The sequence below is a fragment of the Bradyrhizobium sp. HKCCYLRH3061 genome (genome assembly GCF_051168015.1).
Lineage (GTDB): Bacteria > Pseudomonadota > Alphaproteobacteria > Rhizobiales > Xanthobacteraceae > Bradyrhizobium.
Genome location: NZ_JBNPUE010000008.1, coordinates 108,565 through 122,024, shown reverse-complemented (window position 1 = coordinate 122,024; position 13,460 = coordinate 108,565). Strand labels below are relative to the sequence as shown.

Genomic DNA, 13,460 nt, shown 5'->3' with positions numbered 1-13,460 from the left:
TTGAACGCTTGCTGGGCAGCGGCCGCCCACAGTTCGATGACAGGAAATTCACTTGGAGGGGAGCAAACCGGCCCCGATAGTTTGCTGGAACCGGCCAGTCCCCCGCGGTCATGGAGTGTCGTAGATGCCAAACACCGTCATCCCATTCGCTGAAGAAGTCTCCGCGCCCTCGTTGATTCCCGACCAGGTCGAGCGTCTCAGCGACGACGAATGTCTCACGCGGTTGGCCGACATGATGACGCGCGGTGATTCCGAACATATTGACGAGATCGTGCAGTTGCTCGGGCGACTGGCCGTGGTGATCGAGTAGCCGGCGGTCGGCGTCCTCACAGGCGGTGTCCCAGCGGCTCCGTTGAAACCCGCATGTTGCCTTTTCGAGGGCCTTGTACCAAAAGATTGCGCAGATCGTCCGCGGTCCATCCGCTTTGCTTGCAGGTCTGCTCATGTCTTCATTCGCGACGGCGCGCCAGAAAATGGTCGATGGTCAGGTCCGGACCAACGACGTCACCGATCACCGCGTGCTGGATGCGTTGTTGACCGTGCCGCGGGAAGCCTACGTTCCCACAGATCGGCAGGCGCTGGCCTATCTCGACCTGGATCTCGACGTCTCCGAATCCGCTTCGACCAAGCGGTATCTGATCAAACCGATGCTGACGGGAAAACTGCTGCAGGCTGCCGAGATCAAGCCGACCGACAGCGTGCTGGTGGTCGGATGTGCGACGGGCTATCTCGCGGCGCTGGCCGCCCGGCTTGCCGGCAGCGTGACGGCGACCGAGGCCGACTCGGCGGTTGAAGGGCGCGCCAAGCAGGTGCTTGCCGCCGTCGATGGCTGCCCGGTCACGATTCGAGTCGCGCCGGCTGCGGAGGGTGATCCGGCGGACGGCCGCTTCGACGTGATTCTCCTCAATGGAGCGACCGAGGTCGCTGTTGACGGTCTTTGCCTTCAATTGAAAGAGGGCGGCCGCCTGGTCGGCGTCTTCGCCACCTCGCGACCCGCCCGCGCCATGATCTTTACGCGATCGCATGGTGATATCGGCAGCAGGGTTCTGTTCGATGCCGCGGCGCCGGTCATTTCCGGCCTCGAACGGGTCCCCGAGTTCGTTTTTTAAGTCGTCAGACGAAGTTCTTGGCGACCCCTCTGAACTGCCGGCATCCCGTCGCGCAGTACGGCTTGGTGCGTTGTCTTCGCGGCTGCGGGCGGGCAAAATTCTGTTTTAAATCAGAAGTGTGGCCTGGATGCTGCACGTTGACAGTTTTCGATACGGGTTCCAGGCTTGGGTGGTTCCGTTGCGCTTGCATGGGGAATAAGGTGCGAGGTGCGCGGGAGTCTCTTCAACAGGTTACGGCCCGGCTCTGGCGTTCGAGCCGGTAACAAATGAATGGAACAGGGATGTTTGGGGTGAAGCTCGTCACCGCAGCGGCGGCTGTGGTCCTCGTGATGGCTTGTGCAGGCCCGACGCCTGCGCTGGCCGACACGATCGAGGCTGCGCTGGTGCGCGCCTATCAGAACAACCCGCAACTGAACGCGTCGCGGGCCCAGGCTCGTGCGGTCGACGAAGGCGTTCCGCAGGCACTCTCGGGGTATCGGCCGAAGGTCAATCTGACTGCGACGGCGGGCATTCAGTATACGGATTTGCAAGCGGCACCCGCGACGCCGGCCGTCAGCGGCGTGCAGAGGCCGCGAAGCGTCGGCCTGACGGTCAACCAGAATCTGTATAACGGTCAGCAGACGGCAAACGGCGTGCGCAAGGCCGAGGCGAACGTCTCGGCGCAACGAGAGGCTCTCCGCATTCTCGAGCAGCAGGTGCTGCTAGCCGCGGCCACGATCTATATGGACTATCTGCGCGATGCGGCGATCGTCGAGGTCCAGCGCAGCAACACGCGAGTGCTGGAGCAGACGCTCAAGCAGACTCGGGATCGGTTCAACGTCGGCGAGGTCACCCGCACCGACGTCGCGCAATCCGAGGCTCAGCTCGCCGCCGGCCGCACGCAGCAGCTCACAGCAGAGGCCCAGCTGACGGCGACCCGCTCGAACTTCCGCCGAATCATCGGCAACGATCCCCAGAATCTGGCGCCGGGCTCTCCTGTTGATCGTTACTTGCCGCCGAGCCTCCAGCAGTCGGTCGAAACGGCCCTGACGGAAAACCCGAGCGTGACCGCGGCGATGTACGGCATCGACGTCCAGTATCTTGACACGAAGATCAAGGAAGGTGCGCTGCTGCCGTCCGTAAACGTCCAGGCTCAGGCTCAGCAGGGCTATGAGTCGAGCCTGCAATCCTATCGTGGGTTCAGCGCGTCGGCTGTCGCCTCGCTGAACGTTCCGATCTACAACGGAGGGGCGGAATATTCGCTGATCCGGCAGTCCAAGGAGTCGCTGGCACAGCAGCGTCTGGTCCTGGAGCAGACGCGTGATCAGGCTCGCTCCGACGTGGTATCTGCCTGGGGCAAGCTGCTCGCGGGCAAGGCTCAGGTGCAGTCGGCGCAGGCCCAGGTGGCGGCCTCCGAGATCGCCTTGAACGGCGTGCGCGAGGAAGCCAAGGCGGGCCAGCGGACCACGCTGGATGTCCTCAACGCTCAGCAGGCGCTGGTCAATGCGCGGAACTCGCTGGTGAACGCACAGCACGATCGTGTGGTCGCATCCTACTCGGTACTTCAGACCGTCGGGCGGCTGTCGCCGCAGGTGCTGAACCTGCCGACGACCACCTACGATCCCAGCGTTCACTACCAGCAGGTCCGGGATAACTGGGCGGGTGTACGGACGCCGGATGGTCGTTAGTATATTCTTAATATCGACCCTGATCCCTCGGTCCTTGGCCGGGGGATTTTTTTGTGGCACATGCTGTGGTTGTGACGAATGGGCGACGCTTGACAGGCGACCTCCGTGCTCCACCGGGTTCGCGGCCGGCGTTGCTTGCATTCATTTGTTGCCATGACATAGCCTCAAAATGGCCGCCGAACGATTCGGACTGCGTCGGAAGTTCTTCCAAGAATAGTCTCCGACATGGGCAGTATCGTTCTGTTGTTTTGTATCGATCAGGCCTTGTCCGGAGACAAGTTGGCATGTCCGTTGAGAAGTCCAAGCCTCTTGGATCCGGCGCCCGGGACTTTTGCGCCGCGCCGATACGTAGGGCGGCGTTGCTGATTTGGAGTCGGAAATGACGCAGCCTGCGAAGGTCCAAGAACCCTCCATGGAGGAGATTCTGGCGTCGATCCGGCGTATCATTGCCGACGACGAGGGCAAGCCGCCGGCGGCGGACAAGGCTGCCGCGCCGGAGCCGGTGAAGGCCGAGAAGCCGGCGGCCCCGGCCGCGAAGCCGGTGATGAACGACATCCCGCCTTCGAAGATCGCTGCTGCGGCCCCCGCCAAGCCCGCGCCACCACCACCTGCGCCGCCGCCCGCGGCGGCTGCGGCGCCCAACAGTCAGGATGACATTGACGCATTGCTGGCGGGTTTGGATGAAACGACTCCGGCGGCAGAGGTCCGGCCGGCCGAACCCGAGCCGGATCCAGAACCTGAAGTACTTGAGTTGACGGACGACATGGCAGTGGCCCCACCGACTCCCGCTCCAGCGCCAGCCCCCGCCGCGGCATCCTTCCGAAAGGTGGATCCGCAGAACGATATCGAGTTCATCGAGTCCGGGCGGCTCAACCAGAAGGCCGCGAGCTTCGAGTCGTCTTTCGAGCAGGCCACGCCGAAACAGCCGATCCTGGCGCCGTCCACGGTCAACGCCGTCGAATCGGCATTCAATGCGCTGGCCAACACCGTGCTGAGCAACAACGCCCGGACGCTTGAGGACCTCGTCAAGGAGATGCTGCGTCCGATGCTGAAATCGTGGTTGGATGACAATCTTCCGGCCCTGGTGGAGCGCATCGTCAAGGCCGAGATCGAGCGCGTCTCGCGCGGCCGCTGACGCCGAGAGGGGGCACGAACTCGCATTCCGTTCTGGAGCGAGCCGCGGCGGGCGGTAGGCCCTTTCCGTCAATGTTCGCCGCTGCTGTTGACTTGGCGCGCCGCGGCGGCTTTCTAGCCCTGTCAAGCTGATCCCTGCCGGACGGATCGAGAGGGCTCCTCCGGGAGCACGGTCCGCGGTCGGACATCAGTCCGAAAACAGCCCAAGCACCAACAGCTTGCGTGAGCTTTTTCAGGTCATGTCACAAAAGGCCCGGACGAGTTCCGCGACATCCCGAATTGGACAGCCGGCCCCACGCCGCTGGAAATGCCATGATCGATAAGAATTATCAGCCCACCGATCTAGAAGGTCGCATGTCCCTGGTCTGGGAGGATGCCCGGGCGTTCTCCGCCGGTCGCCCCGATCGCCGCGATGCCGATCCCTTCACCATCGTGATCCCGCCGCCGAACGTCACCGGATCGCTGCACATGGGGCACGCGCTGAACAACACGCTGCAGGACATCCTGTGCCGTTTCGAGCGCATGCGCGGCCGCGACGTGCTGTGGCAGCCAGGCACGGATCACGCGGGCATCGCGACCCAGATGGTAGTCGAGCGCCAGCTGATGGAGCGCCAGCAGCCGGGCCGCCGCGAGATGGGTCGCGAGAAGTTCCTCGCCCGCGTCTGGCAGTGGAAGGACGAGAGCGGCGGCACCATCATCAACCAGTTGAAGCGTCTCGGCGCCTCCTGCGACTGGGGCCGCGAGCGCTTCACCATGGACGAGGGCCTGTCCAAGGCCGTCGTCAAGGTGTTCGTCGAGTTGCACCGTGCGGGCCTGATCTACAAGGACAAGCGCCTGGTCAACTGGGATCCGAAGCTGTTGACGGCGATCTCGGACCTCGAGGTCCAGCAGATCGAAGTCAAGGGCAACCTCTGGTACCTGCGCTATCCAATCGAGGGCAAGACGTTCAGCCCGGAGGATCCCACCAGCTTCATCGTCGTTGCCACGACGCGTCCCGAGACCATGCTCGGCGACAGCGCGGTCGCCGTGCATCCGGATGACGAGCGCTACCAGCATCTGGTCGGCAAGCGCGTGATCCTGCCGCTGGTCGGCCGGGAGATCCCGATCGTCGCTGACACCTATTCCGATCCGGAGAAGGGCACCGGCGCGGTCAAGATCACGCCGGCGCACGACTTCAACGACTTCGAGGTCGGCCGTCGCCACGGCCTTCCGCAGATCAGCATTCTCGACCGCGAAGGCCGCATCGTCCTCGTCGACAACGAGGACTATCTGCGCGGCCTTCCCGAGGGCTCCGAGGAGTTCGCCAGGGAGTTCCACGGCATCGAGCGCTTCGCGGCGCGCAAGAAGATCCTGGAGCGGCTGGAGACCTTCGGCTTCCTCGATCGCGTCGAGCCGAACACGCACATGGTGCCGCATGGCGACCGCTCCGGCGTCGTGATCGAGCCCTACCTGACCGACCAGTGGTATGTCGACGCCAAGACCCTGGCGCAGCCGGCGATCGCGGCGGTCAGATCGGGCGCGACGACGTTCGTGCCGCGCAACTGGGAGAAGACCTATTTCGAGTGGATGGAGAACATCCAGCCCTGGTGCATCTCGCGCCAGCTGTGGTGGGGCCATCAGATTCCGGCTTGGTACGGTCCGGACGGCAAGGTGTTCGTCGCCGAGACCGAGGAGGAGGCCGTCGGCCACGCCATCGGCTACTACGTCGAGCAGGAGGTCATCACGGCCGAGCAGGGCCGCGAGATGGCGCTCGACCGCAACAAGCGCGAGGGCTTCATCACCCGCGACGAGGACGTGCTCGACACCTGGTTCTCCTCGGCGTTGTGGCCGTTCTCGACGCTCGGCTGGCCCGACGCCACGCCGGAGGTGAAGCGCTACTACCCGACCAACGTGCTGGTCACCGGCTTCGACATCATCTTCTTCTGGGTCGCCCGCATGATGATGATGGGCCTGCACTTCATGAAGGAGGTGCCGTTCTCGACCGTCTACATCCATGCGCTCGTCCGCGACGAGAAGGGCGCCAAGATGTCGAAGTCGAAGGGCAACGTCATCGATCCCCTCGCGCTGATCGACGAGCACGGCGCCGACGCGCTGCGTTTCACCCTGGCGGCGATGGCAGCCCAAGGCCGCGACATCAAGCTGTCGACGCAGCGCGTCGACGGCTACCGCAAGTTCGCCAACAAGCTCTGGAACGCCAGCCGCTTCGCCGAGATGAACGGCTGCACGGTGCCCGAGGGCTTCGACCCGGGCTCCGCGAAGGAGACCCTGAACCGCTGGATCGCGCATGAGGCGGCCGCGGCGACGCGCGAGGTCACCGAGGCGCTCGAGGCCTATCGCTTCAACGACGCGGCCAACGCGATCTACCGTTTCGTCTGGGACGTCTATTGCGACTGGTATGTCGAGCTCTCCAAGCCGACCCTGCTCGGCGAGGACGGGCCCGCCAAGGCCGAGACCCGCGCGATGGTGGCCTGGGCGCGCGACGAGATCCTCAAGCTCCTGCATCCCTTCATGCCCTTCATCACCGAGGCGCTGTGGGAGTCCACCGCCAAGCGCGACAGTCTGCTGACCCTGTCACCCTGGCCGCACCGCACCGACAGGCCGACGGTGGCCGAGATCGCCGCGCTGTCCGCGGCCAGCTTCGGCGATCCCCTGGTGCCGCCGCTGCTGATCTCGTTCGACGCCGCCAGCTTCAAGGACGAGGCGGCCGAGGCCGAGATCGGCTGGGTGGTCGATCTCGTTACCGCGATCCGCTCGGTCCGCGCCGAGATGAACATTCCGCCGGCGACTCTGATGCCGCTCGCGCTCGTCGGGGCCTCCGCCGAGACGAGGGAGCGCGCACCGCGCTGGGCCGAGGTCATCAAGCGCCTCGCGCGGCTCTCCGACATCAGCTTCGCCGACGCCGCGCCTGACGGCTCCGCCCAGCTCGTCGTGCGCGGCGAGGTCGCCGCGCTGCCGCTCAAGGGCGTCGTCGATTTCGCCGCCGAGCGCACCCGCCTGGGCAAGGAGATCGCCAAGGCCGAGGCCGACATCGAGCGCGTCGACAAGAAGCTCGGCAACGAGAAGTTCGTCGCCAACGCACCGGAGGAGCTCGTCGAGGAGGAGAAGGAGAAGCGCGAGGCGGCGCTGGCGCGCAAGGCCAAGTTCCAAGAGGCGCTGTCGCGGCTGCAGGGCGTCTGACACGACGCTCTCTCCTCCGTCATTGCGAGCGAAGCGAAGCAATCCCGAGTCTCACGCGCAGCCCTGGATCGCTTCGTCGCTTACGTTCCTCGCGATGACGGCGGAAATGGCTTGCTCAGGAACCGCGAGCCCTTCAGGCCGAAACGCCACGGCAGCTCGACGGCCTTGGTGATGCCGATGCGGATGCCTGTGACGACCTCGACATCGCCTGTCCGCTCGAACAGCTCGATCGGCGGAGCATCGAGCGGCAGTGCGTTATGCGCGATCGTGATGCCCATCGCCTGGGTCAGCTTGCCCGGTCCGGAGCACAGCATCCGGACATCCTCCAGCCCGCGCCGCCGCTGCATCTCGCCAATCCCCAGCGTCGGCTCCATCGCCCGGATCAGCACAGCGCTCGCCGAGCCCTCGGCCTCGCAGACGAAGTTCACGCACCAGTGAATGCCGTAGGAGCGGTAGACATAGGCGAAGCCGGGCGGGCCGAACATCACCTGGTTGCGCGGTGTCGGTCCCCGGAAGGAATGTGCCGCCGGATCGGTGTGGTGATACGCCTCGACCTCGACGATGATCCCGCCGACGCCGTCGACCAGAAACGTCGCCCCGATCAGCTCCGGCGCCACGGCAAGCACCTCGCGGGCGAAGAACGCCCGCGTCAGCCGCTTGGCCGCCGCATTGCGCCGGAGCCGTGAAACCCCGGGGATTTTTGCCGGTTTTTGCGCCATTCTCAAGGAAATCCGCCGTGGTGCGCGCTGTTCCGCGCTGCCCATATCTGCCATGCCCTGGTATCCTCGGCCAGCCGGTTGCGGTGCGCCGCGCCACGGAATAGCTAGGGCGCAACAGAGGTTTGTGCGAATCCCATGGTCACCATCGTCGACATCAACGCGAACACGCCGCTGCGCCCCCGCCACCCCGAGAAGGTGAACCGTCCGGACTCTGTCTCGCCGGCCAAGCCGGCCTGGATCCGGGTCAAGGCGCCGACCACCCGCGGCTATGCCGACACCCGCAACATCGTGCGCGAGAACGGCCTCGTCACCGTATGCGAGGAGGCCGGCTGCCCGAACATCGGCGAGTGCTGGGACAAGAAGCACGCCACCTTCATGATCATGGGCGACACCTGCACGCGGGCCTGCGCCTTCTGCAACGTCAAGACCGGCCTTCCCGCCGCCCTCGACGCCGGCGAGCCCGAGCACGTGGCGGAGGCGACCTTCAAGCTCGGCCTGACCCATGTCGTGGTCACCTCGGTCGATCGCGACGATCTCGCCGACGGCGGCGCCGCCCATATCGCCGCGACCATCCGCGCCATCCGCGCGAAATGCCCGACCACCACGATCGAGGTGCTGACGCCCGACTTCCTGCGCAAGGACGGCGCGCTGGAGCAGGTCGTCGCGGCCAAGCCCGACGTCTTCAACCACAATCTCGAGACCGTGCCGTCGCGCTACCTCTCGGTCCGCCCCGGCGCGCGCTACTTCCACTCGATCCGGCTGCTGCAGCGGGTCAAGGAGATCGATCCCACCATCTTCACCAAGTCCGGCATCATGGTCGGCCTCGGCGAGGAGCGCCACGAGGTGCTGCAGGTGATGGACGACCTGCGTTCGGCCGAGGTCGATTTCCTCACCATCGGCCAGTATCTGCAGCCGACCAGGAAGCATCACGCCGTGATGCGCTTCGTCACGCCGGAGGAATTCTCCGGCTATGAGACCGTCGCCTACACCAAGGGCTTCCTGATGGTGTCGGCGAGCCCGCTCACGCGCTCCTCGCACCATGCCGGCGAGGATTTCGCCAGACTGAAGGCCGCGCGCGACGCGCTCGCGCGCTGATCGAGACCAGATGCCGAGATTTTCCAACAAGCGCCGCGTCGCGCACACGGCCGACCAGATGTTCGACCTCGTCGCCGATGTCGAGCGCTATCCGGAGTTCGTGCCGCTGTGCGAGAAGCTGGTGGTGCGCCAGCGCAATCCGAAGCCTGACGGCACCGAGGTCGTCGTCGCCGACATGACGGTCTCGTTCAAGCTGGTCAAGGAGACCTTCACCAGCCGCGTCACGCTCGATCGCGCCAACCGCAAGATCCTGGTCGAATATGTGAGCGGGCCGTTCTCAAGCCTGGAGAACCGCTGGAGCTTCGAGCCAACAGAGCAGGGCGCCTGCGAGGTGACGTTCTTCATCGCCTACGAGTTCAAGAGCCGCATGCTGGCGATGCTGATGGGCTCGATGTTCGACACGATCTTCGCGCGCATGTCGGCGGCGTTCGAGAAGCGCGCCGACGCGATCTACGGCCGCAAGCCAGCGGTGTCGTCGACATAGCGCTTTTTTGATCACGCCAATGATCAACCACTGACGGCGCTCCACTCTCCGCTGTCGTCCCCGCGAACGCGGGGACCCATAGCCACAGAGGGCCGTGTGGCCGCACGCGCGCCACTCCGATCTCGTTTCACCACATCTGCTGCGGGGTATGGGTCCCGGGTCGGCGCCTCCACGGCGCTCCGCGCCGCTCCGGCTTGCCCGGGACGACAGCGGAGGGCGCGGTTGGCCGCGTGCCTCTCACCGCAGAGACGGCAGCGTGCAAGTTCCTTCCTATCCACGTCTTCAAACAGCTGCTCCGCGACATGGTCGCGGAGCCGTCCTGATCGCCGGCGTCAACTGCTGCGATCGAACCTACGCCGCCTGCACGGCGGTCAAAAAGTCCTTCACCTTGCCGCGCAGCTCGTCGGCATGCTTGGCGAGCTGGCCGGCTGCACCCAGCATCTGCCGCGCGGCGCCGCCGGCCGATTCCACCGTCTGGCTGACGGAGCCGATGTTGGTGGCGACCTCGCGGGTGCCGCTGGCGGCCTGGCTGACCGAGCGCGCGATTTCCTGCGTGGCGTGGCCCTGCTGGTCGACCGCGGTCGCGATGGTCTTGGCGATCTCGCTGATCTGGCCGATGGTGCCGCCGATGCCCTGGATCGCCGCCACCGTATCGCTGGTGGCGCGCTGCATCGCGCTGATGTGGGCGCTGATCTCGTCGGTCGCTTTCGCGGTCTGGCTCGACAGGCTCTTCACCTCCGAGGCGACCACGGCGAAGCCGCGGCCGGCATCGCCGGCGCGGGCGGCCTCGATGGTGGCGTTCAGCGCCAGCAGGTTGGTCTGGCTCGCGATCGCGTTGATCATGTCGGTGACGGCGCCGATCTTGGCCGCAGCGTCCGCGAGGCTGTTGACGAGGTCGTTGGTGCGCGAGGACGCCTCGACGGCCTCGGCGGCGATGGTCGAGGAGGTCGCAACCTGGCGGTTGATCTCGCTGACCGAGGTCGAGAGCTCCTCGGTGGCGCCGGCCACCGACTGCACGTTGGAGGAGGCGGAGTTGGACGCCGACGCCACCAGCGCCACGCGCTGCGCGGCCTGATCCGCGGTCGTGGTCAGCGAGGCGGCCGTGGTCTCGACCTCGCGCGAGGCGCCGGAGATCGCATTGGCGATGGCGCCGACCGAGGTCTCGAAATCCTTGGCGATCCGGTCGAGCGCGCGCTTCTTCTCCTCGCGCGCGGCAATGAGGTCGGAGAGATCGCGGCGGAAGCTGATGACATAGGTCTGGCCCTCGACCTGGGTCGGCACCAGCGTGATCTGCACCAGCGCCGGGCTGCCGTCGGCGCGCTTGGTGGTCCACTCGAACGTCGCGTGGCCCTCGCGTCTGGCTTTGGCATCCATCTCCTTCACGACGTCGGCGGAGCGCTTGCCACTGGGCTGGAACTCCGGCGCCATGGTCGCCGGCGAGCGCGACAGCAGGTCCTGCTTGCTGCGGAAGCCGCCGAAGCGGACCGCGGTCTCGTTGCAGGCGATGATCTTGCCGTCGGACATCACCAGGATGGCGTCGCGATGGCGTTCGAACAGCTCCGTCATCAACAGGTTATGCGTGCGATCAGCCGACTTGCCGGAGAAGAAAGCCATGGGGTCCCGAATCCACTGTCAGAGAAGAATGCGCGAGACGTAGCAGGACAAAATTAACCAAAACCTTTAGGCCGTGGCGGCGCGTGCGATAATCGTCGGCGATCGCGATCCGGACGGTGAGGGACGGCATCGAGCGGACGAGCAGCCGCATCCTCAGCGGCGCAATCGCGCCCGGGCTGTGCCTGTCGATGGCCCCTCTGAAATCACGAGGGCGCAGGGAATGCCGGGAGCTCGCCGCCCCCATGGCCCGCCTGCGGAAAAAAATGCAGGCGGCAGGTACCACAGGTGCAGCCGAGACATCCCGGCATTCCCCGCGCGACGGTCTTCACGCTTATACGCAGTCTCCCCGGGGACCGGCTGTCTTGCCCCCGTGACCGGCGGATCATCATCTCCACCGGCGTGACACCAGCTTCGGGGTGTCAGGACGCTGCGACTTCACGTCCGCCAGGAGCCGTTCGTCCGCACGTCCAAGACGCGCTGCGGCAATCAGCGGCCATCGCCTCCCCACCTCGCGTGTCGTGACGATCGCGAAACGCCCCTCGTGTCGAGGCGGGATGAGCGGAGGGAAACACGGATTCCGGAAAAGCGAAAGAAGATTATTTTCACGGTGAGGACTGGACAGTGAGTCGGACGTTGAAAGCCCTCAAGAAATTCGTCGCGTGGCGCATGGCTTGGATGCGCCTTCGGCGGTTGGAAGGGACTAGGCAACCCGCCGGGCGCAAACCCGCAAGAGGGCTGATTTGCCCGACGGGTCAGCTATCATGATGCTCAAGGGACAATCTGAAGAAGAAAGCAGGCTGATGTCACTCTCTCATCTCTACGACGACGCGCTGGTCTATGCGGCGGAGTTGCACCGGACCCAATTGCGCAAGGGCAGCATGGTGCCCTACATCGCGCATCTGCTGAGTGTCTCCAGTCGCGTGCTGTCGGCGGGCGGCAGCGAGGTCCAGGCCATTGCCGGCCTGCTGCATGACGCCGCCGAGGACCAGGGCGGTCAGGCCACGCTGGACGAGATCCAGCGGCGGTTCGGCGATGGCGTCGCCGAGATCGTCGCGGACTGCACGGACTCCTGGAGCGATCCGAAGCCTGCATGGCGCCCGCGGAAGGAAGCCTATCTCGCCAAGCTGCCGCTCAAGCCGGCGTCATCGCTGCTGGTGTCGCTCGCCGACAAGGTCGACAATGCCGAGGCGATCGCGCGCGATCTTGATGAGGTCGGCGACGCGGTGTGGCAGCGCTTCACCGGCGGAAAGGATGGGACGATCTGGTACTACCGCACGCTGAGCAGCATCTTCGATCAGGCGTTGCCGGGATCGTTGGCGCGGCAGCTAGCGCAGACGGTGGGCGCTTTTCCGTCCTGACACTTTGGACAGCGCGGGCGCTGATCTTTCACCGGATTGGCAGATGACAACTTCAGATCTATCAGCTATAGACCAGCCATGATCACCGTCGCCACCCATCGTTTTGGTCGTTGGACGCACCGTAGCTTGCGGGCGGCGGGAGGATCACGCGCAATCTGATGATGTGCAGTCTTTGATCCGAACAGCCGCCAGGAACCTGGCGGCTTTTTTATTGCCGGCAGGTTCTTTCTTTTCAAGGGAGCCCGCCATGCCGAGCACGACCGACGAGCAGAGTGTCAGCGCCATCGGGGCGCGTGGATTGCGTGGTGTCGCGCATGCGCCGCGGATCTTCGAGCGCGGTCGCGATCACTCGGCGCGACGTCCTGCTCCGCCGAAGCCTGGGGCAAACGTCTACTACTTGCCGCAGTCAATTACCGAGCGCGGCGGCGTTGCGCCCGAATCAAAATCGCTGCTTCGGCTCTGGTGGGCGCGCTGGCGCGAGCGGCGCAGCTTCGCCAGGGAGCTGCCCTGGCTCGCCGACGAAGTGCTGGAGGACTACGGCCTCACGCGCGACGAAGCGCGACGGTCGTGCCGTCGGCCGTTCTGGCGGGCATGAAGACTATTGGGACCGAGGCGTCGGCCCACCCACAACTGTCATCCCGGGCAAGCCGGAACGGCGCAAGGCGCCGTGGAGGCGCCGACCCGGGATCCATACTCCGCAGCAGGTGTGGTGGAATGAGATCTGAGCCACCGACGTGCCGCTACACGACGTGCTGTGGTTATGGATCCCCGCTTTCGCGGGGATGACGACTGAGGGTGAGGCGGCGAGGGAGCTTGAAAATGCTCTCGACTATATCCGCCGCTCAGTCTCAAAGTGGCGCTCGGAGGGGTGACGTTCGGATCAGATCCGTTCTTGGATTTGCCGCGTAGTATTGTCTGGCGTTGAGCAGTGCCCGCCGCTCGTCAGCCGTCAACCGACCCGCCTCAGAATCCGCGGACGTGCGGCAGCGTCGATCGTAGCTGAGCAACGTGTCGCAAATGCTCTCCGGAAGCGGTGCGACCGAGTCGATCGTGCAGACGGCGCCATCGGCTTCAGGAGGGATGCTCACACCGCTGCTCCGGTC

11 protein-coding genes are annotated in these 13,460 nt (G+C 65.3%); 9 read left to right on the top strand and 2 right to left on the bottom strand.

The genetic code is table 11. From position 1 onward, the window contains the following. Positions 1-124 precede the first annotated feature (124 nt). From ACQR2C_RS15430 to ACQR2C_RS15410, 5 genes are all read left to right on the top strand, one after another. Positions 125-310, top strand: coding sequence for a hypothetical protein (locus ACQR2C_RS15430; RefSeq protein WP_315799930.1), 186 nt, complete (start codon positions 125-127; stop codon positions 308-310). 133 nt (positions 311-443) lie between these two features. Then, the gene (locus ACQR2C_RS15425; protein WP_434881548.1) at positions 444-1,109 is read left to right on the top strand and encodes a protein-L-isoaspartate O-methyltransferase family protein; all 666 of its coding nucleotides are present in this window, start codon (positions 444-446) and stop codon (positions 1,107-1,109) included. Positions 1,110-1,390: 281 nt separating this feature from the next. Next, complete coding sequence (locus tag ACQR2C_RS15420; protein ID WP_315799932.1) at positions 1,391-2,776, top strand: TolC family outer membrane protein; 1,386 nt, start codon at positions 1,391-1,393, stop codon at positions 2,774-2,776. A 379-nt stretch (positions 2,777-3,155) separates the two neighbouring features. After that, the gene (locus tag ACQR2C_RS15415; protein ID WP_315799933.1) at positions 3,156-3,911 is read left to right on the top strand and encodes a PopZ family protein; all 756 of its coding nucleotides are present in this window, start codon (positions 3,156-3,158) and stop codon (positions 3,909-3,911) included. A 311-nt stretch (positions 3,912-4,222) separates the two neighbouring features. Then, positions 4,223-7,087 (top strand): valine--tRNA ligase, encoded by a 2,865-nt coding sequence (locus ACQR2C_RS15410; RefSeq protein WP_434881547.1) that lies wholly within the window; start codon positions 4,223-4,225, stop codon positions 7,085-7,087. 80 nt (positions 7,088-7,167) lie between these two features. On the opposite strand, the gene ACQR2C_RS15405 is transcribed toward ACQR2C_RS15410, so the two are convergent. Continuing rightward, positions 7,168-7,806, bottom strand: a complete 639-nt coding sequence (locus tag ACQR2C_RS15405; RefSeq protein WP_434872817.1) for a DNA-3-methyladenine glycosylase — start codon at positions 7,804-7,806, stop codon at positions 7,168-7,170. A 135-nt stretch (positions 7,807-7,941) separates the two neighbouring features. On the opposite strand from ACQR2C_RS15405, the gene lipA reads away from it, so the two are divergent. Beyond that, the gene (gene lipA, locus ACQR2C_RS15400) at positions 7,942-8,901 is read left to right on the top strand and encodes a lipoyl synthase (protein ID WP_434872816.1); all 960 of its coding nucleotides are present in this window, start codon (positions 7,942-7,944) and stop codon (positions 8,899-8,901) included. A 10-nt stretch (positions 8,902-8,911) separates the two neighbouring features. Continuing rightward, the gene (locus tag ACQR2C_RS15395) at positions 8,912-9,385 is read left to right on the top strand and encodes a type II toxin-antitoxin system RatA family toxin (RefSeq protein WP_316215834.1); all 474 of its coding nucleotides are present in this window, start codon (positions 8,912-8,914) and stop codon (positions 9,383-9,385) included. Positions 9,386-9,736: 351 nt separating this feature from the next. Here ACQR2C_RS15395 and ACQR2C_RS15390 read toward each other — a convergent pair whose 3' ends face one another. After that, positions 9,737-10,999 (bottom strand): methyl-accepting chemotaxis protein, encoded by a 1,263-nt coding sequence (locus ACQR2C_RS15390; protein ID WP_315799938.1) that lies wholly within the window; start codon positions 10,997-10,999, stop codon positions 9,737-9,739. Between the two features lie 800 nt (positions 11,000-11,799). Here ACQR2C_RS15390 and ACQR2C_RS15385 point away from each other — a divergent pair. After that, positions 11,800-12,357: an HD domain-containing protein gene (locus tag ACQR2C_RS15385; RefSeq protein WP_434881546.1), complete on the top strand. Its 558-nt coding sequence runs from the start codon at positions 11,800-11,802 to the stop codon at positions 12,355-12,357. Between the two features lie 247 nt (positions 12,358-12,604). Next, on the top strand, positions 12,605-12,952 hold the full coding sequence (locus ACQR2C_RS15380) for a DUF1127 domain-containing protein (protein WP_316178700.1): 348 nt from the start codon (positions 12,605-12,607) through the stop codon (positions 12,950-12,952). Positions 12,953-13,460 lie beyond the last annotated feature (508 nt).

Bases quoted from the DNA above. Each gene is read 5' to 3' on its own strand.
- ACQR2C_RS15430 (WP_315799930.1), top strand. From the start codon at position 125: ATGCCAAACACCGTCATCCCATTCGCTGAAGAAGTCTCCGCGCCCTCG.
- ACQR2C_RS15425 (WP_434881548.1), top strand. From the start codon at position 444: ATGTCTTCATTCGCGACGGCGCGCCAGAAAATGGTCGATGGTCAGGTC.
- ACQR2C_RS15420 (WP_315799932.1), top strand. From the start codon at position 1,391: ATGTTTGGGGTGAAGCTCGTCACCGCAGCGGCGGCTGTGGTCCTCGTG.
- ACQR2C_RS15415 (WP_315799933.1), top strand. From the start codon at position 3,156: ATGACGCAGCCTGCGAAGGTCCAAGAACCCTCCATGGAGGAGATTCTG.
- ACQR2C_RS15410 (WP_434881547.1), top strand. From the start codon at position 4,223: ATGATCGATAAGAATTATCAGCCCACCGATCTAGAAGGTCGCATGTCC.
- ACQR2C_RS15405 (WP_434872817.1), bottom strand. From the start codon at position 7,806: ATGGCGCAAAAACCGGCAAAAATCCCCGGGGTTTCACGGCTCCGGCGC.
- lipA (WP_434872816.1), top strand. From the start codon at position 7,942: ATGGTCACCATCGTCGACATCAACGCGAACACGCCGCTGCGCCCCCGC.
- ACQR2C_RS15395 (WP_316215834.1), top strand. From the start codon at position 8,912: ATGCCGAGATTTTCCAACAAGCGCCGCGTCGCGCACACGGCCGACCAG.
- ACQR2C_RS15390 (WP_315799938.1), bottom strand. From the start codon at position 10,999: ATGGCTTTCTTCTCCGGCAAGTCGGCTGATCGCACGCATAACCTGTTG.
- ACQR2C_RS15385 (WP_434881546.1), top strand. From the start codon at position 11,800: ATGTCACTCTCTCATCTCTACGACGACGCGCTGGTCTATGCGGCGGAG.
- ACQR2C_RS15380 (WP_316178700.1), top strand. From the start codon at position 12,605: ATGCCGAGCACGACCGACGAGCAGAGTGTCAGCGCCATCGGGGCGCGT.